We start from the raw sequence: 23,634 nt of genomic DNA on the forward strand, positions 1-23,634 counted from the left end.
GCGGTGTTGCTGGGGGAAAGACGCCGGGGTCGGGTGCGTGCACCCGACCCCGATCCGTCATCCGACGTGCTCTTCGTAGTACTTCGTGATCGTCTCGAGGGTCTTCTTGGCCGACTGCTGCCCGTTGATGAGCTTGCCGACCTCGGCGGTGGTGGGGTCGGTGCCGAGTTCCTTGCCCTCGACCGCCCACTTCGCGCTCTCCTTGGCGTAGGAGCTCGAGATCGGGTCGGCCGCGTCGATCTCCTTCTGGTAGAGCGCGAAGGAGTCCTTGGCGGCCTGCGACTCGAACGGGTAGCTGATGTCCAGCCCGGTCTCCACCGGCAGGAAGCCGTTCGTCGTCACGAGCTTCGCGTAGTTCGTCGGCTCGTACATGTAGTCGATGAACTTCTTCGCCGCGGTCCCGCGGGCGTCCGAGTTCTCGAAGCCGACGATGTTGCCGCCGTAGTTGATCTCGGTGGCGTGCGTCGGGTCGGCCGGGGTCGCGGCGCTGGCCCAGTCGAAGTCGGTGATGTTCGACGCGAAGTCCGACGACTGCCAGACGCCCGAGAAGTAGGCGACGACCTGGCCGCTCTTGAACAGGGCGTTCGGGTCCTGCCCGCTCGTCCACACCGACTTCGGCATCGTCGAGTCGTCGTTCATGTCGGCGAAGTCCTGCAGCGCCGAGACGGTCTTCGCGTCGGTCGGGAAGGAGCCGTCCTTCTCCTGCTGCATGAAGTCGGTGCCCTTGGTGAACATGTAGGCGCGCAGGCGGGACGGCGAGGAGTCGAACACCAGGTCGTACTTCGCGCCGGTCTTCGCCTTCACCTGGTCGGCGGCCTGCAGGAACTCATCCCAGGTCCAGGCCTTCGCGGGGTCCGTCGGGTAGGCGATGCCGGCCTTGTCGAACAGCGACTTGTTCACGAACAGGCCCGCCGCGGTGACGTCGGACGGGATCGAGGTGACCTTGCCGTCGTCGTCCTTCGCGATGATGTCCTTGTCGATCTTGTTCGCGTCGTCGTCCACGATCGAGGCCAGGTCGACGGTCTTGCCGGTCCAGATCGGGTCGATGCCCGCGGCTCGCACGACGTCGGGCAGCGAGTTCGCCTGCGCCGACTCGCGGAGCTTCGTCTGCAGCCCGTCGTACGGCAGGTTCACGATCTTGACCGTGACGCCGGTCTTCTTCTCGTAGTCGGTCGCGAGGTCCTGGTAGCCCTTCTCCTGCGCCGTCGACGTGGAGAGCCAGAAGGTCAGCTGGTCGACCTTGCCGCCGTCGCCGGAACCGCTGCCGGAGGCGCAGCCGCTCAGGAGCGCCAGTGCGGCGATGCCGCCGGCGAGCGCGAGCATCTTCTTGGATGACTTCATCGTCACTGCTTTCGTTCGGGACCACTGGCGTCTGCCGTGGGCGAGCGTTCGGGGTGTCTCGGCCGAGGAGACAAGGTCTACACGACGCCCGGTGATTCTGGCAAGCGCTTTCCTGCAGAATGTTTGGACATTGTGACGTGACGGCTCGATCCGTTGCCGCGGCTCCGCCCCGGCGGGCGGGAAATCGCTATCCTCGCCACAGACAGCCCTCGCCACACAGCGCGGAGCCGACGGACTGGAGGCGCGACATGCCCGAACGGAGCTCGGTCACCCTGGCCGACGTGGCTGCGCGGGCAGGCGTCTCCCTCGCGACCGCGTCGCGCGCGCTCAACGGCAGCGTGCGGAAGGTCCGGCAGGAGTCGGTCGACCGCGTCCACGCTGCGGCCCGGGAGCTCCGGTACACCGCCAACGTGCAGGCCCAGGCGGTCGCCCGCGGGACCACCACGACGCTCGCGCTCGTCGTGGGCGACATCGCCGATCCGTACTTCGCAGCCATCGCCGCCGGGGCCATCCGTGCCGCCGACGACGCCGGGCTCGTCGTCACGATCACGTCGACGGGAGGGGACCCGTCGCGTGAGGCGGCCGTCCTCGGCGTCGTCGCGGGGCTCCGGCCGCGGGCCGTGGTGCTCGCGGTGAGCCGTCGTCTCGGTGGTGGCGCCGAGCTGGCGTCGGCCGTCTCCGGGCTCGTCGCGGCCGGAGCGGGGGTGTCGGCGCTCGTGTCCGACCTCGACGGCGCCGTGGCAGGCGTGTCGGGAGTGCAACCACTCGTGATCCGGAACCTCAGCGGTGCTGCGGCGCTCGCCGGGGCCCTGGTGGAACAGGGGCACGACTCGTTCGCGGTGCTCGCCGGGGATCCGTCGCTCGCCACCGCGCACGCGCGCTACGAGGGCTTCGTCGCGGGCCTCGCCGCCCACGGGATCCGGGTGCCCGACGACGCCGTGGTGCCGTCGGAGTTCACGCGGGACGGCGGGTACCGGGCGATGGTGTCGCTGCTCGACCGGGCTGCGGCGGGCTCGGGGGCGTTGCCGCGGTGCGTGTTCGCGGTCACGGACCTCATGGCGGTGGGGGCGGTCGCGGCGATCCGGGAGCGCGGGCTCGTCCCGGGGGTGGACGTCGGGGTCGCGGGGTTCGACGACGTGCGGATGCTCGCCGACGTCGTGCCGGCGCTGAGCACGGTGCGGTTGCCCCTCGAGGAGATCGGGGAGCGGGCGGTGCGGCGGGCCCTCGGGCTCGAGGCGGACGGCGCCATCGACGGCGAGGTCGTGCTGCGCGCGAGCACAGCGCGCTAGCGGGCCCGGCCCGGGCGCGCCGCGCCCGGGCGCCCCGCGCCCGTCCCCGTCGCCCGCGCCCGTCCCCGTCGCCCGCGCCCATCCCCGCGCCCGGGCCCGTCCCGTCGCCCGGATCGTGAGCAGAAACGGTCGGGTGCCGTGGCGCGACCCGACCATTCCTGCTCACGAAGTGGCGCGGGGTGCGCACGCCCCGGGCCCGCGCACCGCACGCCCCCGCACGCCCACGCCGCACGCCCCGCCCCGAACGCACACACCCGAACACGCGCGTGCGGTCGGCACGGGCCGTGGTGTACGGTTCCGGCAAGCGCTTTCCACCACGGTGGCGAGCGGGCCACAGCGAGCAAGGGAGCACGCGTTGACCACGCGCACCATCGGCATCATCATGAACGGCGTCACCGGACGCATGGGCTACCGCCAGCACCTCGTGCGGTCGATCCTGGCCATCCGCGACGACGGCGGGCTCCCGCTCCCGGACGGCACGAGGCTGCAGGTCGAACCGATCCTCGTCGGCCGGAACGCCGCGAAGCTCGAGGAGATCGCCACCCGGCACGGCCTCGAGCACTGGACGACCGACCTCGACGCCGCCCTCGCCGATCCCCGCTGGGACGTCTTCGCCGACTTCGCCGTGACGAGCGCCCGCGCCGACGCCCTGCGGAAGGCGATCGCCGCCGGCAAGGCCGTCTACACCGAGAAGCCCACGGCGGAGACCTCCGACGAGGCACTCGAGCTCGCCCGCCTCGCCGCCGACGCCGGCGTGCCGAACGGCGTCGTGCACGACAAGCTCTACCTGCCCGGCCTCCGGAAGCTCCGCCGGCTCATCGACTCCGGGTTCTTCGGCCGGATCCTCTCCGTCCGCGGCGAGTTCGGCTACTGGGTGTTCGAGGGGGACTGGCAGACCGCGCAGCGGCCGAGCTGGAACTACCGCCGCGAGGACGGCGGCGGCATCGTCGTCGACATGTTCCCGCACTGGAACTACGTCCTCGAGCAGCTGTTCGGCCGCGTGGAGTCGGTGTACGCCCGCGCGGTCACGCACATCGACGAGCGCACCGACGAGCAGGGGGCCGGGTACGCGGCGACTGCGGACGACGCGGCCTACGGCGTGTTCGACCTCGCCGGCGGCATCACGGCGCAGATCAACTCGAGTTGGGCGGTCCGGGTCGACCGTGACGAGCTCGTCGAGTTCCAGGTCGACGGCACCGACGGCAGCGCCGTCGCGGGACTGTTCGGCTGCCGGATCCAGCCCCGGACGGCGACGCCGAAGCCGGTGTGGAACCCCGACCTGCGGGACGACCGCGACTACAGGGCGCAGTGGCTCGAGGTCCCCGACAACGAGGTGTTCGGCAACGGCTTCCGCGCGCAGTGGGAGGACTTCCTGCACGACCTCGTGGCCGGCCGCCCGCACCCCTACGACCTGCTGTCCGGTGCCCGCGGCGTGGCGCTCGCGGAGGCCGGTCTGCGCTCGAGCGCCGAAGGACGACGCATCGACCTGCCGGAGCTGACCCTGCCCACCGGGGCCGAGCCGCGCCTCCAGGGCGACAGCGCCGACAACGCCGAACGCGCCGACAGCGCCGACAGCGCCGAACGCGCCGACAGCGCCGACAGCGCCGAACGCGCCGACAGCGCCGAACGCACCGGCCGCGCCGACCGCGCCGACAGCGCCGACGACGCCGAGACCGTCGGAGCACGCGCATGACCACCCTGACCCTCCTCGCGCCCGACGGCACGACCAGCCGGGTCGACCTGCGCGAGCCGGCCGTGGCGGCCACCGCGAAGCCGACCGCCCCGCTCACCGAGCGCGTCGTCTACGCCGCCGCCCACGTCGTCCCGCGCACCGCCGCCGACAACACGCCGGGTGCGCCGGCGGACCTCGACTGGGACGCCACCCTCGCGTTCCGGCACCACCTCTGGTCGTGGGGCCTCGGCGTCGCGGACGCGATGGACACCGCGCAGCGGAACATGGGGCTCGACCCGGCCGCCACGCGCGAGCTCATCACGCGCAGCGCTCGCGAGGCGCAGTCCGTCGGCGGCCGCATCGTCGTCGGCGTGAACACCGACGACCTCCCGGACCAGGTCGCCACCGAGCAGCAGGTCGTCAACGCCTACGTCGCCCAGCTCCACCACGCCGAGGACGCCGGCGCGGGGGTCGTGCTCATGGCGAGCCGGCACCTGGCGCGCCTGGCGGGCAGCGATCCCGCGGTCTACCGCCGCGTCTACCGCAGGGTCATCGAGCGCGCGAGCGCCCCCGTCGTCCTGCACTGGCTGGGGGAGGCGTTCGACCCCGCCCTCGCCGGCTACTTCGGCGGTCAGCACGGCCCCGACACCGTGCTCGACATCATGGGCGACGCCGGGTCGAAGGTCGCCGGCATCAAGATGAGCCTGCTCGACGCCCGGGCCGAGGTCGCCCTCCGCTCCCAGCTGCCCGCCGGCGTCCGGATGTTCACCGGCGACGACTTCCACTACGTCGACCTCATCGCCGGGACCGATCGGACGCACTCCGACGCCCTGCTCGGCGCGTTCGCCGCCGTGGCGCCGATCGCCTCCGCCGCCGTCCGGGCCCTCCCCGACGAGACCGCCTTCCGCGCGCTGCTCGGCCCCACCGAGGCCCTGTCCCGCCACGTCTTCAGCGCCCCGACCTGGCACTACAAGACCGGCATCGCCTTCCTCGCCTGGCTGAACGGCCACCAGGGCGCCTTCGCCATGGTCGGCGGTCAGCACGCCGGCCGCTCCCTGCCGCACCTGTCCGAGACCGTCCGGCTCGCGAACGCCTGCGGCGCGCTCGAGGACCCGTCGCTCGCGGCGTCGCGGTGGCACGACCTGCTCACCGTGTCCGGTGTGCCCGTGACGGCCAGGAGGCGCGGCTCGACCCCCGCCGACCGCCCGCTCTCCGGGGCCGTCGCGTGAGCACCCCCGTCGTCCGCGCCACGCGGACCGGGGCCGCCCCGGGCTCCGCACCCCCGCATCCGCGGCTCTCGATCAACCAGGCGACGATCAAGTACGCCTCGCTCCGGGACGCCCTCGACACCGTCCGCGCCGCCGGCGTCCAGGCGATCGGAACGTGGCGGGAGCCCGTCGCCGAGGTCGGGCTGTCCGAGGCCGTGCGGATGGTCGCCGACTCCGGCCTCCGGGTGTCCTCGCACTGCCGCGGCGGCTTCTTCACCCTCCCGGCCGGCACCGAACGGCAGCGGGCACTCGACGACAACCGCCGGGCGATCGACGAGACCGCGGCGTTGGCCGAGGCCGGCGCGCCCGGGTCCGCGCCGGTGCTCGTGCTCGTCGCCGGAGGGCTGCCCGAGGGGTCCCGCGACCTGATCGACGCCCGGGACCGCGTGGCCGACGCCCTCGCCGACCTCGTCCCGCACGCCCTCGACGCCGGCGTCCAGCTCGCCGTCGAGCCCCTGCACCCGATGTACGCCGCCGACCGGGCCGTCGTGTCGACCCTCGCGCAGGCCCTCGACCTCGCGGCGCCCTTCCCGGCCGCTGCCGTCGGTGTGGTCGTGGACACGTTCCACGTCTGGTGGGACCCGGCACTCGCGGCCTCGGTGGCCCGCGCCGGTGCCGCCGGGCGGATCGCGAGCTACCAGGTGTGCGACTGGCTCACCCCGATCGCCGCCGACCCGCTGCTCTCGCGCGGTGTGATGGGGGACGGGCACATCGACTTCGGGCCGGTCACCGCTGCCGTGACCGCCGCCGGGTACTCCGGGGACGTCGAGGTGGAGATCTTCAACCAGGCTGTGTGGGACGCCCCGGCGACGGACGTCGTCGACCGGGTGGTCCGGGCGTTCACGGCATCGGTGCCGCTGCCCCTGCCCCTGCCTCGCTGAGGGGGCGGCGGCGGACCAGCACCACGCTGTCGAGCACCTCGTGCGGCGCTCCCTCGGGCGTCACCGCGGTGCGCGGTCGGAGCTCGGCGGCCACGACCTCCCACCCGTCGTCGAGCCCCAGCGCCGCGAGGTCCTCCGCCGGCGTCGGGAAGCGGTACGCCCGCATCTCCTCGGGCAGGTCCCCGTGCGGGGGCGCGGCGTGCGCCGTCACGAGCAGGTGCCCGCCGGACGCCACGAACCCGGCCGCCCGCCGCAGGATCGCCCCACGCGGGATCTCGACCGGCCACGACTGCAGGAACGACGCCGTGACGAGGTCGAACCGCGCCGCGGTGTCCCACGAGTCGAGGTCCGCCGCGACGAACGCCGTCCGCTCCTCGACCCCGGCGGTGACGGCAGCCCGGGACCCGCGGGTGACCGCCGTCACCGACAGGTCCACCCCGGTGGTCGCCCACCCCTGCCGGGCGAGCCAGACGACGTCGCCGCCCTCGCCACAGCCCAGGTCCAGCGCGCGTCCCGCGGGCAGCGACGACGCGACGTCGGCGAGCACCGCGTTCACCCGCCCCGACCAGATCCCGTCGTGCTCGGCGTAGCGGGCCTCCCACCAGCTGCGTGCGGTCGTGTCGGACGGCTCCCGGTGCGTGTGCATGCCGTCACTCCACCGCACGGACCGCCGGAACCCAAGCGGTGTTGCCACCCCGGCAACGTCGCACCGTGCGTGGCGGGGCCGCGCCGCGCCTCCTGGCCGCCCGATCGTGAGCAGAAGATGTCGGGACGCTGTCCCCGACCCGACCATTTCTGCTCACGAAGCGCCCGCGCGCCCGCGCGCCCCCGCGCCCCGCCCGTCAGTCGGCGGGGCCGGCGTGCTCGATGCGAGCGCTCGCCGTGGCCATGTGGTCGTCCATCGCCCGCTGCACCGCGAGCACGTCCCCAGCCCGGAGCGCCTCGAGGATCGCACGGTGCTCCTCGTACGCGGCCTCGGTGGCCTGGCGGGTCCGGACGCGACGGCCGACCCACACGCTGAGCATCGAGCGGAGGCTCTGCAGCAGGTCGGCGAGCACGTCGTTCCCGGCGGAGCGGGCGAGCAGCACGTGGAACCGGACGTCGGCGTCGATGAAGGCGTCCGGGTCGTCGAGCGCCTGGTGCTGTCGGTCGATGTAGGTCTGGAGCTCGTCGAGCTGCGCCGGCGTCGCACGCTGTGCGGCGAGGATCGCCGCGGTGCGTTCGAGCGACGACCGGACCTCGAGCAGCTCCCGCGTCCGGTTCGACGCGAGCATGAGCCCCCACGACAGGGTCGTCGGCAGCAGGTCCGAGGTCCCGCCCTGCAGGTACGTGCCGGAACCCGGGCGGATCTGCACGATGCCGAGGATCTCGAGCGCCGCGAGGGCCTCTCGCACGGCGGACCGACCGACCCCGAGCCGTTCGGCCAGCACCCGTTCCGAGGGCAACCGCGAACCGGGTGCCAGGTCGCCGGCGGTCAGCAGGGACACGAGCTGTCGGGCGACCTCGGAGGCGGGGGAGCCCGTCGGCACCGACTCGAGTTCGAGGCGGATGTTGAGCGGGTCGTCCGGGCTGAACGCGGGCATGCAGTGAGCGTACCGGTCGGTCAACCGGTTGCGGTGGGACTCCTCGCCGAGCCGCGGCGGCACGGAATGGTCAACCGGTTGACAAGTTTGGAGTGACCGCGCACACTGGTCCGTGCGCACCGATGCGTCACCTCCGTCCCCGGCGCAGCAGCCGACCGGAGCACCACCCCACCCGAGCAGGAGTCATCGTGGACATCCCCGCCACGCGAGGCATCCCCACCTCGGTCGTCGAGAAGACGGCCATCCGCAAGATCGCGATCCGCATCGTGCCCTTCGTGGCGCTGATGTTCTTCATCAACTTCCTCGACCGCACCGCGATCTCCTTCGCGGCCCCGAACGGCATGGAGGCCGACCTCGGCCTGACCGCCGCACAGTTCGGGTTCGCCTCGGGCGTGTTCTTCATCGGCTACCTCGTGCTCGAGGTGCCGTCCAACCTGGCGCTGCACAAGTTCGGCGCCCGCGTCTGGCTCGCCCGCATCATGATCACGTGGGGCATCGTCTCGCTGCTCTTCACGTGGGTGCAGAACTACCCGCAGCTCGTCGGCCTGCGCTTCCTGCTCGGCATCGCCGAGGCCGGGTTCTTCCCCGGCGCGATCCTGTTCCTGTCGACCTGGGTCCCCGCCCGGCACCGCGGCAAGATGCTCGCGCTCTTCTACCTGGCGCAGCCGCTCACCAGCGTGATCGGTTCGCCGCTCGCCGGCTGGCTGATGACCCACGAGGGACTGCTCGGCGGCCTCGCGGGCTGGCGCTTCATGTTCCTCTGCGTGTCGATCCCCGCGATCATCGTCGGCATCCTGTGCCTCTTCGTGCTGAAGGACAAGCCGTCGCAGGCGAAGTGGCTCGACGAGGACGAGAAACTCTGGCTCGAGGGCGCCCTCGCGAAGGAGAACAGCCAGAAGGAGGGGAGCGCGCACGGCAAGGGCGGCCTCCGAGCGGCGTTCGGCTCCGGTCGCGTCTGGATGCTCGCCGCCGTGTACTTCGGCTTCATCTACGGCCTGTACGCCCTGAGCTTCTTCCTGCCGACCATCATCGACGGCTTCCAGGAGCAGTTCGGCACCACGTTCGACCTGTTCCAGAAGGGGCTCATCACGGCGATCCCGTACGTGCCCGCCGCCGTCGTGCTCTACTTCTGGTCGCGTGACGCGTTCCGGCGCGGCGTCCGGGTGTGGCACATCGCGGTCCCCGCCCTCGTCGGCGGCCTGAGCATCCCGGTGGCCCTCTACATGAACAGCCCGGCCGCCACGGTCGCCGTCATCGCGATCACCGCGTGCTCGATCTTCGCCGCGCTGCCGAACTTCTGGACCGTCCCGACGCAGTTCCTCACCGGTGCCGCAGCAGCGGCGGGCGTCGCGCTCATCAACACCGTCGGCAACCTCGGAGGCTTCGCCGCGCCGTACATCACCGGCGCCGTCAGCGAGTGGACCGGCGGGTACCAGGTGCCGATGTTCATCGTCGGGTTCTTCATGGTGCTGTCGAGCGTCCTGATGTTCGTCCTCGGCCGGACCACGAAGCGGAACGAGCGACGCGACGCCGACGCTGCCGCGCAGGCCGCGACGACCACGACCCAGGAGTCCCACGCATGACCCGCCTGTTCAACGACCCCGCGGACTTCGCGGACGAGATGGTCGACGGCTTCGTCGCCGCGAACCGCTCCCGGGTGCGGAAGGTCCACGGCGGCGTCGCCCGCTCGACCACCAGCCCCGAGGGGACCGTGGCGCTCGTCGTCGGCGGCGGGTCCGGGCACTACCCGGCGTTCGGGGGGCTCGTCGGACACGGGCTCGCGGCCGGTGCGGCGATGGGGAACCTGTTCGCCAGCCCGAGCGCCCAGCAGGTCACGGCGGTCGCGAATGCATCCGAGCACGGCGGCGGGGTGCTCCTGAGCTACGGCAACTACGCCGGCGACGTCCTCAACTTCGACGCAGCTGCCCGGGCACTCACCGCGGCCGGCATCGACGTCCGCACGGTCCGCGTGACCGACGACGTCGCGAGTGCCCCGAGCGCCGAGGCCCACAAGCGCCGCGGGATCGCGGGCGACCTCTGCGTGTTCAAGGTCGCCGGAGCCGCCGCCGAGCGGGGCGACGACCTCGACACCGTCACGGCGATCGCCGAGCGGGCGAACGACCGCACCCGATCGTTCGGTGTCGCGTTCTCCGGCTGCTCGCTGCCCGGCGCGGACGAACCCCTGTTCACCGTCCCCGAGGGGCGCATGGCGATCGGCATGGGCATCCACGGCGAACGCGGCATCGACGAAGCCGACGTCCCCACCGCGTCCGGACTGGCGGACCTGCTCGTCGACAAGCTGCTCACCGAGCTGCCGTCCGGTGTCGCAGCCGACGGAGCACGCGTCGTCCCGATCCTCAACGGCCTCGGTTCCGTCAAGTACGAGGAGCTCTTCGTCGTGTTCGACGCCGTGCAGCGCCGACTGACCGCGGCTGGCGCACTCGTCGTCGAGCCCGAGGTCGGCGAACTCGTCACGAGCTTCGACATGGCCGGCGTCTCGCTGACGCTGTTCTGGCTCGACGACGAGCTCGAGGAACTGTGGGCCGCCCCGGCCGACAGTCCCGCCTACCGCAAGGGCGGTGCCGTCCCGCAGGAGCCCGTGTCCTCCGACGTCCTCGAGGCCGGCGTGGTCGTCCCCGTGAGCGTCGGCACCGACGAGTCCCGGGTGGCCGCGACCCGCATCGCGACGGCGATCACGGCCGTGCGCGCGACGATCGACGCCCACGCCGACGAACTCGGCCGCATCGACGCCGTGGCCGGCGACGGCGACCACGGGATCGGCATGCAGCGCGGCTCCACCGCGGCGGACGCGGCGGCGCAGGACGCCGCAGCACGCGGCGCCGGTGCCGGATCGGTCCTCGCGATCGCCGGTGACGCCTGGTCCGACAAGGCCGGCGGCACGTCCGGCGCGATCTGGGGTGCGGCCCTGGAGGCACTGGGTCGCGTCCTCGGGGACACCTCGCGCCCGACGGCCACCACCGTCGCCGGCGCCGTGCACGCGGCCGCCGAGGCCGTCCTCGCGTTCGGGGCCGTCCCGGGCGACAAGACCATGGTCGACGCGCTCGTCCCGTTCGACGAGGTCCTCACCGCCCGCATCGCGGCCGGCGACGACCTGGTCACCGCCTGGTCCGCCGCGTCCGCCGCCGCCACGACCGCGGCCGACGCCACCGCCGACCTGCTGCCGCGGATGGGCCGCGCCCGGACCCACGGCGAGGACGCGGTCGGCACCCCCGACGCCGGTGCGATCTCGTTCGCACTCATCACCGCCGCGGTCCTCGCGACGCTCTCCGAGAAGTAAGGAAGACCCCATGACCGAGCAGCAGTTCCGCATCGTCGTCGGCTCCGACGACGCCGGGTTCGACTACAAGGAGATCATCAAGGCCGATCTGCTCGCCGATCCGCGGGTGGAGTCCGTGGTCGACGTGGGCGTCGACGCGGACGGGCACACCGCCTACCCGCACGTCGCCGTCGACGCCGCACGGCTCGTCGCGAACGGCGAGGCGGACCGGGCGATCCTGATCTGCGGCACCGGACTCGGCGTCGCGATCGCCGCGAACAAGGTCCCCGGCATCCGGGCCGTCACCGCGCACGACTCGTTCAGCGTCGAGCGCTCGATCCTCTCGAACGACGCCCAGGTCCTCTGCATGGGCCAGCGCGTCGTCGGCGTCGAGGTCGCCCGGCGCATGGCGCGCGAGTGGCTCGGCTACACCTTCGACACGTCGTCCGCGAGCGCGGAGAAGGTGCAGGCAATCTGCTCGTACGAAACGAGCACTGCCGACGGGTCGGCCCCGGTCGGGACCGACGCCTGATGCCCGCGTCCACGGCAGCCGCCCCGCTCACGATCGGGGTGTCGCTGAAGATGTACTTCTCCCACGCCCGGACGCTCGAGTGGGCAGCCGCCGTGGCCGACATCGCCCGGACCCACCCCGCGGTGCAGTCCGGCGCCGTCGAGCTCTTCGTCATCCCGACGTTCCCCGCGCTCGTGCCGGTGCGCGAGGTGATCGGGGACGCCCCCGTGACGCTCGGCTCGCAGGACCTGGCCTGGGCGGACACCGGCGCCTTCACCGGCGAGGTGTCCGGTGCGGAGCTGCGCGAGATCGGCGTCGCGCTCGTCGAGATCGCGCACGCGGAGCGGCGCTCCCTGTTCCACGAGACCGACGAGGAGATCGCCGGGAAGGTGCACGCCGCCTTCCGCAACCACCTGCGGCCCCTGATCTGCGTCGGGGAGACCACCCTCCCCACCGGCTCGGCCGCCACGTCGCTCCGCAAGCTCCGCGACGCGTCGGAACCGGCCGGCGTGGGCCCTGCCTCCAGTGAGACCGCCGTGGCGGACGTGACCGCGCAGCTCGACCGGTTCCTGGCGACCGCGACCGCGGACGGTCTCGCCGGGCCGGTCATCGCGGCGTACGAACCCGTGTGGGCGATCGGCGCCCCGGCGCCCGCGCCCGACGAGCACATCGTCGCGGTCCTCGCCGGGATCGAGGAGCACCTCGCCTCCCGGCCGGAGCTCTCCGGCTCCGTCGCGATCTACGGCGGTAGCGCCGGACCGGGCCTGCTCACCCGTGGGCAGGGGCGCATCGGCGGGCTGTTCCTCGGACGGTTCGCGCACGACCCCGCCGCCATCCGGACCATCCTCGACGAAGCCGCGCAGCTGGGGGCGACCGCATGACCTCCCTGCTCGGCCTCTCCACCTACGCCTACTTCTGGCGGATGTCCGACCGCGTGCCGGACCCGATGTCGCTCGACGACGCGATGCGGGACGCAGCGGCGCACGACGGTGTCGACCTCTTCCAGATCTGCGATCACCTGCCGCTCGACACCGCCTCGGACGACCGACTGGCCGCGATCCGGGCACTGGCCGACGAGCTCGGGCTCGCGCTCGAGGTCGGCACCCGTGGCACGGCCCCGGAGCACCTCGCGCGGTACCTCCACGTCGCGCAGGCGCTCGGCGCGACCCTCGTGCGGAGCATGTGGACGAGCGGCGACGACCAGCCCGACGCCCTCGAGACCGAACGCCGACTGCGCCGGGCGCTCCCCGCGTACGAGGCCGCCGGGGTGACGCTCGCGCTCGAGACCTACGAGGTCGTCGCCACCGAGGACCTCGTCGCCGTCGTCCGGGCCGTCGGCTCCGACCACCTCGGGATCTGCCTCGACCCGGCGAACACCGTCGCGCGGCTGGAGCACCCCGCCGACGTGGTCGCCGCGGCCGCCCCGTACACCCGCAACTGGCACGTCAAGGACTCCGGGTTCACCCGCTCACCGGGCTGGGTCGGGTTCCAGTACACCGGCGTCCGCACCGGCACCGGTCTCCTCGACTACGACGCCGTCCGCGCCGCGATCCACCCCGACGCACGGGGCATCAACCGCGTGGTCGAGTTCTGGCTGCCCTGGCAGGACGAGGCCCTCGGCGCCACGGGCGACCCGGCACAGACCACCACCCGCATCGAGGCGGCGTGGACCGAACACACCATCGAGTACATCAGGAGCAAGGAATCATGACCGACACCGTCACCACCCCCCACACCGTCGCTGCCGGATCCGGTACGGCCGACGTCACCGTCGCCGTGATCGGTGCCGGCGGCAAGATGGGCACCCGCGTCTCGAACAACTTCGCCAAGAGCGAGTACACGACGCTCTACAGCGAGGCCTCGCCCGCCGGGCAGGAGCGCATCGAGGCCCTCGGCCGGTCGCTCACCGACAGCGTCGAGGCCGCCAAGGTCGCCGACGTCGTGATCCTCGCCGTGCCGGACGTCCTGCTCGGCAGCATCTCCGAGCAGCTCGTCCCCGTCATGAAGTCGGGTGCCAGCATCCTGACCCTCGACCCGGCCGCCGCCTACGCCGGGCTGCTCGCGAAGCGCGAGGACATCCACTACGCCGTCGCGCACCCGTGCCACCCGTCGGTGTTCCTCGAGCGCACCACCAAGGAGGAGTGGGACGACACCTTCGGTGGCATCGCCGCCCCGCAGGAGGTCATCGCCGCCTTCGACGCGTCGGAGTCGCTCGGCGACGAGGGCGACGCCGCCAAGGCCGTCGCCGAGGCCGTCATCACGACCATGTACGCGCCCGTCATCCAGGTGCACTGGGTCACGGTGAAGCAGCTCGCCGTCCTCGAGCCGACGCTCGTCGAGACCATCGCCTGCATGATCGGCGACTTCCTCAACGACGCCCTCGAGGAGACCGTCACCGGTGTCGGCGTGCCCCGCGAGGCCGCCCGCGCCATGCTCTACGGCCACACCTGGATCGCGTTGACCAACGGCCTGCGCGGCTCGAACCCGTTCTCGGACGCCTGCCACATCGCGATGGGCTACGGCCGCGAGAAGCTCATCAAGGAGGACTGGAAGCAGGTCTTCGACGACAGCGAGCTCGACAGCGTCATCGCCAAGATGCTCAAGATCGACGCCGTCAAGCGCTGATCACCCCCGCGACCGGAACGCCCCGCCGACCCCCTTCCGGCGGGGCGTTCCCCTCGGTCCCCACGCCTCGGCGAGCGTGATCGAGGCGACTCCCGGCACCGTGAGCGCCTGGACCGCCGCGTCGAACCACGCGGCGGCGGGCGCGGAGTGTTGCTGCGGATCCGTCGCGTCCGGCACGGACTGCGGCCCGTAGCCGGCCTCGACCGACGCGTCGGTCACGGCCCGACGCGGTGACGTCGCCACCGCGTTGAACCGCGGACGCAGCGTCACCGGCCCGACGTGGAGTGGCCTGCCGGCGGCCAGCCTGGAGGCGCTCATCGCCACCCAGCGCTGCATCCGGATCGACTCGGTCACCTGGGCACGACTGCGGTCGTGCATCTGCGGCGTCACGCTGAACGTGAGCGGACCGTCCCAGTCGCCGAACAGGTCGATCGTGCGGTTCAGCTCGGTGAAGTGCGCGCGTGTCCCCGCCACGACGTCGAGTCCCTCGTGTGCGGCCGCCGCCCCCCGGAGCGCCCGCTGCAGCGCCGTGGTCGTCACGTGCGACGACGGGTCGAACGCGCCGACGCGCACCACCGGCCCGGACTCCAGGACCTCGTCGACCGCGGCGCGCAGCAGGGCCGGGTCGTCGGTGACGAACCGCACGTCGAGCGGTGCGCCTCGGGCGTCCCGCCGAGCGGAGGCGAGCACCGCGGTGACGTCGGGGTCGCCGAGGACGGGCTCGACCAGGATCGGCACGCCGCCGGGGAGTGCCGCGTCGTCCGGGCGCGCAGCGGCCGGGGCGGAGGCGGCCAGCAGCTGGAGGGTCGGGGGCGGGGTGACCACGGAGGTCGGGGCCGGCCCGTCGAGCGCGGCGAGGTCCGGGGCGGGGGAGGGTGCGCCTCCCGGGTGTCGCACCGCGCGCAGCGTGAGCGCCTGGTGGACGACGGCACCGGCGTCGAGCGCGACGGGGAAGGGCTCGGCCAGCGGCGTCGAGTAGGTCTTGAACGAGGCGTCGGTCCAGTTGCGCTGGTCCTCCATCTCGAACACGTCGCCGGTGAGGTCGAGCGTGCAGTCCGTGCCGCCGGTCGTCCACGCGTACCCGGCGACGTCGGTCGCGGGTTGGTGCGGGGCGATCCACAGCGGGAACGTGTGCGCCGTGGCGGGCGCTGCCGGGTGGCGGACCGCGAACGAGGTGCCGGCGAGGGCCGGCGGGTGCAGGACGACCAGGCCGATGCGGTTGCGGCGGAACGGCGCCGTCGTGGTGGCGGTCGCGTCGACGTGCAGGGTGTCGTCGGCGATCGTGAGGTCGAGGGTGGTGCGGAGGACCTCGGCGCCGTCGAAGGCGCTCGTCACCTCGATGCGGGCGCGGGTCCGGGCCCGCGCGTGCCCGTGTTCGTCGGTCGCGTCGGCCTCGGCCTCGGTGTCGGCTTGGGTGTCGGTGTCGGTGTCGGTCGTCCGGCGGGTGACGGTGTCGTCCGCGGTGCGCCAGTCCTGGTCGCGGGTGACGAACCGGATGCCGCGCAGCACCGGCACCCCGTCGTGGCGGACGTCGGCGAGCTCGGCGCCGCGGAGGGTCACACGCCACGGTCCGACGGCGAGCACGTCCTCGGCGGTCGAGTCCGCCCACGCACCGTCGTCGGTCATGTCCCTTTGCTACCAGTCGGTCAACCGGTTGCGCAATGATGTGTCCAGGAGCGACGTCGCTCCGAGGACGGGGCACTGCCGCCCCGAGGACGGAGCGCACGCATGGCCGGACGACTGACCGGGAAGACCGCCCTGGTGACCGGGGCCGGATCGGGGATCGGGCGGGCGATCGCGGACCGGTTCGTGGCCGAGGGGGCGCGGGTCGTGTACGCGGACCGGGACGCCGCGGCTGCCGCTGCATCTGCGAGTGCGGCGGCTGCCGCGGCTGCCACTGCCGACTCGGCGATCGCGCTCACCGTGGACATCGCGGACGAGTCGAGCGTCGCGGCCAGCTTCGCCACCCTGGTCGCCCGCGGCGCCGTGCCGGACGTCGTCGTCGCCAACGCCGGCGTGCAGCTCTTCGGCCACGACGCCAAGGTCGCCGACGTCTCGCTCGAGACCTGGAACCGCACGCTCGCGGTGAACCTGACGGGCACCTTCCTCACCGTGAAGCACGCCGTCCGGGCGATGCTCGCGGCCGGTGGCGGCGGGTCCGTCATCGTGACGGGGTCGCCGACCGGCCTGAACGGCGAGGGCGCCGACTTCGCCGCCTACTCGTCCACGAAGGGCGGCGTCCACGCGCTCGTCCGGGCCACCGCGATGGCCTACGCCCGTGACGGCATCCGTGCCAACACCGTCGTGCCGGGCTACACCGAGACGGCGCTCGTCCAGACGATCTCGGGCGACCCCGAGTCCCGCGCGGCGATCGTGTCCCGGACGCCGCTCGGCCGGGCGGGGACCCCGGACGACGTCACCGGGATCATGGTGTACCTCGCGAGCGACGAGTCGTCCTACGCGACCGGCGCGCTCTTCCGGGTCGACGGCGGCATGACGAGCCTGTAGCGCCGCGCCGCGCCGCGCCGCGCCGCGCCGCGCCGCGCCCCCGGGCGCCCGCGCCCGCGCCCCCGCGCCCCGCCGCGCTGCTCGATGGTGAGCAGAAATGGTCGGGTCCGCTCGACCGACCCGACCATTCCTGCTCACCAAGAGCGCACGCGCCCCGGGGGTCAGGCGTGCCCGCGTGCCCGGAGCAGCGCGCCGAGCGCCGCCGCACCGCGCTCGGCATCGGCGACCGTGACCACCCGCGCTCCGCCGCCCCGGAGCCGGACGACGAGCCCCGGCCCCGAACGGACCACGTACGCCACACCCCGGCCGGAGATCCGGTAGCCCCACCCGCCCCACTGCCCGGGCGACACCTGCTCCCACCCGCACGACTCGATGCGGTCGAGCGGGACCCGCACGAGGGGGATCCGCGTCCACGTCGAGGTCAGCCGGAGGCCGCGTCGATCGACCGTGCACTCGACCCGCGCGAGCACCGCCACCGCGATCCCGGCGAGGACGAGCAGCCCGCCCGACACCACGGCCGCGCCGATGTCGGCGGACGCGGACGCGGACGCGGTGGCCCAGGCCGCGACGACGCCGCCGACGACGAGGACCACGCCGAGCCCCGCGAACCAGGGGCTGCCGACCCGTGCACGCCAGGCGACCCGGGCGTCCGTCGGGACGTCCAACGGAGGGACGTCGTGCGCGGGGACCGGCGCTGCCGTCCGGACGAGCGCGATCGTCGGCGACACCGCCACGGCGACACCGACCGCGAGCGTGAGGGCGGCCCACCACACCGGGAACGTCGGGTCGTCGACGCGGTTCACGATCGCCTCGGCGATCCACGCGGTCGCGACGGACCCGCTCAGGAGGTTCGCCACCAGCAGCAGGGTCGCCCACGTCCGGCGGTCGCTGCGTCCGAGCGCCACCACCGCGAGTCCGGCGGCGACCAGGGCCACCACGAGGGACCCCCAGAAGAACGGCCACGGCGACCCCCAGGCGTCGGCGACACCGTCCGCGCCGAAGTGCGTCGCCACCCGTGCCGGCAGCGCGGGTCCGAGCACGAGCGCCGTGACGACCAGCGCGACGGCCACCGCCACGCTCGGTCCCACCACGGCCAGTCGTGCGCCGGTCCCCATCGTCCGAGTCGTCATCGTGCCCCCTTGATCATCGCGTACAGGTCGTCGAGCGGGACCCCGAGGGCCTCCGCCTGCGCACGAAGTTCCACCACCAGCGACCGCAGCCGGTCGAACGACGCGTTGCCCGATCGCAGCACCGTGGCACCGCGGCCCCGGCGCAGCTCGATGAGCCCGTCGTCCTGCAGCTGGGCGTACGCCCGAAGCACCGTGTGCACGTTGACGTCGACGGCGGCCGCGAGTTCGCGCGCGGACGGCAGCCGCTCGCCGTTGCGGAACTCGCCGCGGGCGATCGCGTGCCGGATCTGGGCGGCCACCTGGTCCGCGAGCGATGCCCGCGCGCCGGGGTCGACGGTGATCAACATGTTCGCATTGTATGCGAACAATCCAGACCGTGCCGACAGCGGTCCGTCCGGATAGCGCGGGCTGGGTGTCCGGTCCACGTGGGCTGTCCGGCACGCGCGTACCGTCGCTGGAGAAGACGGCATCGATCCGCGTCCTCCCGACGCTCCGATGGCACCTCCTTGACCCTGAGGCCGTTCTGGACGTCGGCATCCATGAGGCCGAGGCGGAGCCGGGCTCGCGAGCAGGGAGCACGCCATGAGCAGCCAGGAACTGAGCAGCTACGAGTCGAACGCCGACGTCCAGCCGGTGCGGGTGACCACGTACCGACACCTCCGACGGGCAACACGCCGCGGTTGGGCCGTCCCCGTCGAGTCCGAGCCGTCGCTCGCCGACCTCGTCGGGGAGCGATCGCCTGGTGGTCCGGAGCGACGGTGATCCCCGCGGCGGACCGGCCGCCGGCGGAGTCCTCGACCGCGGAGGTCCGTCGGACCTCCGTCCGGGAGGTCCTCCAGAGCGGCACCGACCCCGATGAAGCACTCGAGTTCTACCGCGGCGTGTACGACGGCCACGACATGGCCTTCGCCCCGTCCTCGTCGCCGTTCGGCTTCCGGTACCGCGCCACCGGGGACGGTCGCCTGAGTCTCCGCACGTCGTCGGTGTCCGCCGCTCGGTCCGGCTTCCTCGCACCCGAACGGCAGTACCTGCTGGCGTGGTCGGTCGAGGGCGGCATCGTGGTGGACGACGACGTGCTCCTCCGCGCCGGCGTGCCCGTGATGTACCCGGCCGGACGCCCCTTCCACGTCTCGGCACCGGCAGGGACGAAGCACCTCGTGCACTTCGACGCGGACTTCCTCGAGGCCGTCGCGGTCGTGGGGACCGACGCCGCCCCCGTGCCCCTCGCCTTCCCCGTGACCGTGTCCGCCGAACGCCTCGCGCCGCTGCAGGCCGTGCTGCGCGAGGTCGCCCGTCCGCTGCTCGACGTCGCCGTGGTCGACGCCGACCGGGCCGCGCTCGACCTGCGGCTCGCCGAGGCCGTGCTCGGCGCCTTCCGCTCCGATGCCGACCGCCGGGGGACCGCTGCGCCCGCCGGGACGGTCGAACGTGCGAAGGCGTTCATGTACGCGCACTTCGACCGGACCATCGCCGCCACCGACATCGCCGCCGCGGCCGAGGTCAGCGTCCGGACCCTGCAGGAGGGGTTCCAACGGCGCGAGGGCAGCACCCCGATGGCGTACCTCCGCGACCTGCGCCTCGAGAAGGCCCGCCTCGGCCTGCAGCTCGCGGACCCCCGCGAGACCTCCGTTGCCACCGTCGCGCACTCCTGCGGCTTCCGGCACATGGGGCGCTTCTCGGGGTCGTACTTCTCGATGTACGGCGAGTACCCGGGGGACACCCTCCGCGGTCGGAGACGACTCATCGCCGCCGCGGATATCGTCGGGTGATGCCACCAGAGACGCGTCCCGTCGTCACCGACGACACCGAGTTCGCCGTCCGCGGCGCGGGCGCTCCCGTCCTCGTCGTGCACGGCACCCCCGGCGGGATCGACGTCGCCGAGATCATGGCGCGGTTCCTGCCGTCCGCCGACTTCTGCGTCGTCACGCTCTCACGTCCCGGGTACCTCGGCACCCGGGTCCGACCCGGTCACGACTCGCTCGACGACGAGGCCGATCGGTACGCCGAGGTCCTCGACGCGTTGGGCATCGCCCGCGTGGCGGTGCTCGCGTGGTCGGGCGGGGCCCCCGCCGCCTACCGGTTCGCCGTCCGCCACCCCGAGCGGGTCCACTCCCTCGTCGTGGCGGCCGGACTGACCGGTCCCTGGACGCCCCCGGAGGTCTCCGCACCGGAGCGCCTGGTCGGCGGCACCCTCCTCGGCGCCGCGCTCGCCCGGGCCGCCGCGCGACTGGTGCCCGGCGTCGTCGTGCGCCTCGCGGTCTCGGGCGTGAGCTCCCTGCGCGGTCGACGGCTCCGCGAGCACGTCCGCGGGATCCTGCGCGACCCGGAGCGTCGCACGTTCCTGCTCGACCTCGCCCGCACCGGCAACACCGCGGGCCCGCACCGTGCCGGCTGGAAGGCGGACGTCCGGAACCTCGGCGCGGTCACCGACCTCGACCTCGGAGCCGTCCGGGCGCCGACGCTGCTGCTGCACGGTGACGCGGACGTCGACGTCCCGCCGTCCAACAGCGTCCGGGCGGCGGACGAGGTGCCGGGAGCGGAGCTCCTCGTCCTGCCCGGCGGCACCCACTTCGCGCTCTGGGACCACCCGGACGCCAGCGCCGTGCAGGACCGGGTGCGGAGCCACCTGCGGCTCAGTCGCCCCTGATCCGCCGGCCGTCGCCGGGGGACATCTCGGGGGACGCGCCGGTCGACCAGTCGGTGCGCGCCCTGGCGGCCCGCCTCGACGACCTGGCACGGGCTCGGGAGGCGCGGATCGCCGCCGTCATGCGGCCCACCCCCGCCTGAGCCGCGTCCGGAGCCGTGCGGGCCGGTTCTGAACGGGCTGCGAGGAACGCCCGAGCCTGTGACGAACTGCAGGAACCCGCGGCGAGTGCCCAGCGGGGCCCAGGTTCGTGACCAATACGTTATCTTCCCGAGTCGCCTCGTCATCTGCTCGGGCCGGCTCGTCCGACCCGGAAGGAACCATGGGACGCCACGCACTGCCCGCAGCCCCCGACGGCGCGGCCACGACCGAAGCCGTCGAACTGCGCCGTCCCCGCGGACGTCGTTCCGCGTTCGGCCCCGCCGTGGCCCGCTCGACCTTCGTGGAGCACGAGAAGCCGGCGCGCAGCGTGTCCCTGTCGAACACCCGCCCGGTCGCCTCGACGGCCGTCGCCGGAGCGGCCGTGCTGTCCCGGTCCGCAGCGCTCCGAGCCGAACGTGCGGTCGACCCGCGGCACGTCCGCCGGGCTGCCAACGCGAAGCGCGCAGCGGTGCTCCTCGCGCCCGCGCTGGCCATCACCTCGAGCCTGACGCTCGCGGTCCCGGCGAACGCCGCGACCCCGTCGACCGACGCGCACCACGGGACGACCACCTCGCAGCACACGCAGACCTACACCGTCGCCCGGGACGTCGAGGTCCCCGTGGTGTCGACCGACGGCATGACGACGACCACGACCGTGGTGTCCTACCCGACGATCGTGACGAAGTTCGGCGTCAGCACCCAGCAGGCGGAGGACGCGATCTCCAAGATCCTCTCCGCCGGTGGCGACCGGGCGACCGTGGTCTCCACCGCCCTGCAGTACATGGGCGACCCGTACGTCGAGGGCGGCGCGAGCCACGAGGGCATCGACTGCTCCGGCTTGACGATGGTCGCGTACGCGGCCGTCGGGATCCCGCTCGTGCACTACGTCCCGACGCAGGACGCCGCCGCGACGACGATCCCGGAGTCCGAGGCGCAGCCCGGCGACCTCGTCGTGTACGACAACGAGGACCACGTCGGCATCTTCCTCGGCGACGGACTGGTGCTCCAGGCGCCGCACCCCGGCGCGGTCGTCGACATCGTGCCGATGTACTCCGCGGCGCACCACTTCGCCCGCGTGCTCCCCGCCGGCAGCTGACCGGCACCCGCGGAGCGTCGTCGTCCCGTAAACTGGAGTGATGGCCTCCGAGACCCGCACCCCCTTCGAAGAGCAGCGCTCTGCTCGTCCGCAGGTGCGTCCGCGCACCGAGGGCTGGACGCAGGCCACCGGGACCGACGGCCGGCCACTGCTGCAGTTCGCGTCCCCGAAGCGTGGCAAGCCGCCCGTGCACCTCGCCGACATGACGGTCGCCGAGCGCGAGGCGAAGGTCGTCGAGCTGGGGCTGCCGAAGTTCCGCGCCAAGCAGCTCTCGACCCACTACTTCACGCACTACACGTCCGACCCCGCGCAGATGACCGACCTGCCGGCGGCCCAGCGCGAGGAACTCGTGGCGGGCATGCTCCCGCCCCTCCTCACCGAGACCCGTCGTCTGGCGACCGACAAGGGCGACACGATCAAGTTCCTCTGGAAGCTCCACGACGGGGCGCTGGTCGAGTCGGTGCTCATGCGGTACCCGGGTCGCATCACGCTCTGCGTCTCGTCCCAGGCGGGGTGCGGGATGAACTGCCCGTTCTGCGCGACCGGGCAGGCCGGGCTCACCCGGAACATGTCCACGGCCGAGATCATCGAGCAGATCGTCCGTGCCAACGCCGCCATCGCCGCGGGGGAGCTGGGCGGTGATCCCCGCAAGGGCGGGAAGGACCGCGTCGACGCCGAGCGCGTGACGAACATCGTGTTCATGGGCATGGGGGAGCCGCTCGCGAACTACAAGCGCGTGATGGACGCCGTCCGGATCATGGTCGCGCCGCAACCCAACGGTCTCGGCATGAGCGCCCGCGGCATCACCGTGTCGACCGTGGGGCTCGTCCCCGCGATCAACAAGCTCGCCGACGAGGACATCCCCGTCACCTTCGCGCTCTCCCTGCACGCGCCCGACGACGAACTCCGCGACGAGCTCATCCCGGTGAACTCGAAGTGGAAGGCGGACGAGGCGATCGACGCCGCCCACAACTACTTCGTCAAGACGGGCCGACGTGTCTCGATCGAGTACGCGCTCATCAAGGACATGAACGACCACGCGTGGCGTGCCGACCTGCTCGCCGAGAAGCTGAACAAGCGCGGCAAGGGCTGGGTGCACGTGAACCCGATCCCGCTCAACCCGACGCCCGGCTCGGTCTGGACCTCGTCCGAGGTCCACGTGCAGGACGAGTTCGTCCGCCGACTCAACGCCGCCGGCATCCCGACGACCCTCCGCGACACCCGCGGCAAGGAGATCGACGGTGCGTGCGGGCAGTTGGCTGCGGCCGAGTAGGTCGGTCCGGTTCGTCCGTTCGGGAGGCACGGTGCGGGTTCGCACCGTGCCTTCCGTCGTTCCCGGCGCAGGTCGGCACTGCCCGTACCGCGCGATCCCCGTGTTTCCGGGCCTCGCAGAGCCGACACGCCCGGGATGTGGCCCGGGTTGGTGCTGCCGTTCACCTCTGCGTAAAGTAATCACTCGTTGCCGCTGAGGCGGAGAACGGAACGGCCGAGACGGTCACCTGGTCACAGACCCGGAGATCTTGTCCACCACGGTTCTTCCCCGGGCAACGAAAGCCAAAAGCCTCTCTGGCGGAACCTCTTTCGGGGTCGAGTGGGGAGTGCGTCTGGTCCTTGAGAACTCAACAGCGTGCACATTGTCAATGCCAATTTATTGACCCCGTGACTCAT

Annotated in this window: 22 protein-coding genes; 16 read left to right on the plus strand and 6 right to left on the minus strand. The window is 72.9% G+C overall.

Annotated elements, in window-relative coordinates:
* Positions 1 to 57 precede the first annotated feature (57 nt).
* Positions 58 to 1,341 carry an extracellular solute-binding protein gene (locus WFH25_RS12770; protein WP_229086647.1) on the minus strand — a complete coding sequence of 428 codons (1,284 nt, stop codon included), beginning with the start codon at positions 1,339 to 1,341 and terminating at the stop codon, positions 58 to 60.
* Between the two features lie 248 nt (positions 1,342 to 1,589).
* On the opposite strand from WFH25_RS12770, the gene WFH25_RS12775 reads away from it, so the two are divergent.
* The 4 genes from WFH25_RS12775 (at position 1,590) to WFH25_RS12790 (ending at position 6,451) form a co-directional block, all read left to right on the plus strand.
* A complete protein-coding gene (locus WFH25_RS12775) occupies positions 1,590 to 2,630 on the plus strand; it encodes a LacI family DNA-binding transcriptional regulator (protein WP_336697953.1) in 1,041 nt (346 codons plus the stop codon).
* Between the two features lie 382 nt (positions 2,631 to 3,012).
* A complete protein-coding gene (locus tag WFH25_RS12780; RefSeq protein ID WP_336697968.1) occupies positions 3,013 to 4,323 on the plus strand; it encodes a Gfo/Idh/MocA family protein in 1,311 nt (436 codons plus the stop codon).
* Positions 4,320 to 5,531 carry a DUF993 family protein gene (locus tag WFH25_RS12785; protein WP_336697954.1) on the plus strand — a complete coding sequence of 404 codons (1,212 nt, stop codon included), beginning with the start codon at positions 4,320 to 4,322 and terminating at the stop codon, positions 5,529 to 5,531. Before WFH25_RS12780 ends, WFH25_RS12785 begins: the two co-directional genes overlap by 4 nt.
* On the plus strand, positions 5,528 to 6,451 hold the full coding sequence (locus WFH25_RS12790; RefSeq protein ID WP_442892415.1) for a sugar phosphate isomerase/epimerase family protein: 924 nt from the start codon (positions 5,528 to 5,530) through the stop codon (positions 6,449 to 6,451). Before WFH25_RS12785 ends, WFH25_RS12790 begins: the two co-directional genes overlap by 4 nt.
* On the opposite strand, the gene WFH25_RS12795 is transcribed toward WFH25_RS12790, so the two are convergent.
* The gene (locus tag WFH25_RS12795; protein WP_336697955.1) at positions 6,411 to 7,097 is read right to left on the minus strand and encodes a class I SAM-dependent methyltransferase; all 687 of its coding nucleotides are present in this window, start codon (positions 7,095 to 7,097) and stop codon (positions 6,411 to 6,413) included. The genes WFH25_RS12790 and WFH25_RS12795 overlap by 41 nt on opposite strands.
* Before the next feature lie 196 nt (positions 7,098 to 7,293).
* Positions 7,294 to 8,034: a FadR/GntR family transcriptional regulator gene (locus tag WFH25_RS12800; RefSeq protein WP_070416464.1), complete on the minus strand. Its 741-nt coding sequence runs from the start codon at positions 8,032 to 8,034 to the stop codon at positions 7,294 to 7,296.
* Between the two features lie 188 nt (positions 8,035 to 8,222).
* On the opposite strand from WFH25_RS12800, the gene WFH25_RS12805 reads away from it, so the two are divergent.
* From WFH25_RS12805 to WFH25_RS12830, 6 genes are read left to right on the plus strand one after another with little or no spacing between them, the layout of a single operon-like run.
* Positions 8,223 to 9,617, plus strand: a complete 1,395-nt coding sequence (locus WFH25_RS12805) for an MFS transporter (protein WP_336697956.1) — start codon at positions 8,223 to 8,225, stop codon at positions 9,615 to 9,617.
* Positions 9,614 to 11,332, plus strand: coding sequence for a dihydroxyacetone kinase family protein (locus WFH25_RS12810; RefSeq protein WP_336697957.1), 1,719 nt, complete (start codon positions 9,614 to 9,616; stop codon positions 11,330 to 11,332). Before WFH25_RS12805 ends, WFH25_RS12810 begins: the two co-directional genes overlap by 4 nt.
* Before the next feature lie 10 nt (positions 11,333 to 11,342).
* Positions 11,343 to 11,843 (plus strand): ribose-5-phosphate isomerase, encoded by a 501-nt coding sequence (locus tag WFH25_RS12815; protein ID WP_336697958.1) that lies wholly within the window; start codon positions 11,343 to 11,345, stop codon positions 11,841 to 11,843.
* Entirely contained in the window at positions 11,843 to 12,703 is an 861-nt protein-coding gene (locus tag WFH25_RS12820; RefSeq protein WP_336697959.1) for a triose-phosphate isomerase family protein, read from the plus strand. Before WFH25_RS12815 ends, WFH25_RS12820 begins: the two co-directional genes overlap by 1 nt.
* Positions 12,700 to 13,533, plus strand: coding sequence for a sugar phosphate isomerase/epimerase family protein (locus WFH25_RS12825; RefSeq protein ID WP_336697961.1), 834 nt, complete (start codon positions 12,700 to 12,702; stop codon positions 13,531 to 13,533). Before WFH25_RS12820 ends, WFH25_RS12825 begins: the two co-directional genes overlap by 4 nt.
* Positions 13,530 to 14,447, plus strand: a complete 918-nt coding sequence (locus WFH25_RS12830; RefSeq protein WP_092383824.1) for a phosphogluconate dehydrogenase C-terminal domain-containing protein — start codon at positions 13,530 to 13,532, stop codon at positions 14,445 to 14,447. Before WFH25_RS12825 ends, WFH25_RS12830 begins: the two co-directional genes overlap by 4 nt.
* On the opposite strand, the gene WFH25_RS12835 is transcribed toward WFH25_RS12830, so the two are convergent.
* On the minus strand, positions 14,448 to 16,073 hold the full coding sequence (locus WFH25_RS12835) for a hypothetical protein (protein WP_336697962.1): 1,626 nt from the start codon (positions 16,071 to 16,073) through the stop codon (positions 14,448 to 14,450). It lies immediately after the preceding gene.
* A 102-nt stretch (positions 16,074 to 16,175) separates the two neighbouring features.
* On the opposite strand from WFH25_RS12835, the gene WFH25_RS12840 reads away from it, so the two are divergent.
* Entirely contained in the window at positions 16,176 to 16,955 is a 780-nt protein-coding gene (locus tag WFH25_RS12840; RefSeq protein ID WP_336697963.1) for an SDR family NAD(P)-dependent oxidoreductase, read from the plus strand.
* Positions 16,956 to 17,116: 161 nt separating this feature from the next.
* Here the strand turns inward: WFH25_RS12840 and WFH25_RS12845 are convergent, their stop codons facing one another.
* A complete protein-coding gene (locus WFH25_RS12845) occupies positions 17,117 to 18,085 on the minus strand; it encodes a DUF1648 domain-containing protein (RefSeq protein WP_336697964.1) in 969 nt (322 codons plus the stop codon).
* On the minus strand, positions 18,082 to 18,432 hold the full coding sequence (locus WFH25_RS12850; protein WP_336697965.1) for a GntR family transcriptional regulator: 351 nt from the start codon (positions 18,430 to 18,432) through the stop codon (positions 18,082 to 18,084). The genes WFH25_RS12845 and WFH25_RS12850 overlap by 4 nt, the downstream gene beginning before the upstream one ends.
* Positions 18,433 to 18,667: 235 nt before the next feature.
* Here WFH25_RS12850 and WFH25_RS12855 point away from each other — a divergent pair, with 235 nt between their 5' ends.
* From WFH25_RS12855 to rlmN, 5 genes are all read left to right on the plus strand, one after another.
* Positions 18,668 to 18,847, plus strand: coding sequence for a hypothetical protein (locus tag WFH25_RS12855; protein ID WP_070416453.1), 180 nt, complete (start codon positions 18,668 to 18,670; stop codon positions 18,845 to 18,847).
* Complete coding sequence (locus tag WFH25_RS12860) at positions 18,844 to 19,854, plus strand: helix-turn-helix domain-containing protein (protein ID WP_071303625.1); 1,011 nt, start codon at positions 18,844 to 18,846, stop codon at positions 19,852 to 19,854. Before WFH25_RS12855 ends, WFH25_RS12860 begins: the two co-directional genes overlap by 4 nt.
* On the plus strand, positions 19,854 to 20,732 hold the full coding sequence (locus tag WFH25_RS12865; RefSeq protein ID WP_336697967.1) for an alpha/beta fold hydrolase: 879 nt from the start codon (positions 19,854 to 19,856) through the stop codon (positions 20,730 to 20,732). The genes WFH25_RS12860 and WFH25_RS12865 overlap by 1 nt, the downstream gene beginning before the upstream one ends.
* Positions 20,733 to 21,051: 319 nt before the next feature.
* Positions 21,052 to 21,966 carry a C40 family peptidase gene (locus tag WFH25_RS12870; protein WP_071295487.1) on the plus strand — a complete coding sequence of 305 codons (915 nt, stop codon included), beginning with the start codon at positions 21,052 to 21,054 and terminating at the stop codon, positions 21,964 to 21,966.
* Between the two features lie 40 nt (positions 21,967 to 22,006).
* The gene (gene rlmN / locus WFH25_RS12875; protein WP_070416448.1) at positions 22,007 to 23,239 is read left to right on the plus strand and encodes a 23S rRNA (adenine(2503)-C(2))-methyltransferase RlmN; all 1,233 of its coding nucleotides are present in this window, start codon (positions 22,007 to 22,009) and stop codon (positions 23,237 to 23,239) included.
* The last annotated feature ends 395 nt before the right edge of the window (positions 23,240 to 23,634 follow it).

The organism is Curtobacterium sp. USHLN213 (genome assembly GCF_037144815.1).
GTDB lineage: Bacteria > Actinomycetota > Actinomycetes > Actinomycetales > Microbacteriaceae > Curtobacterium.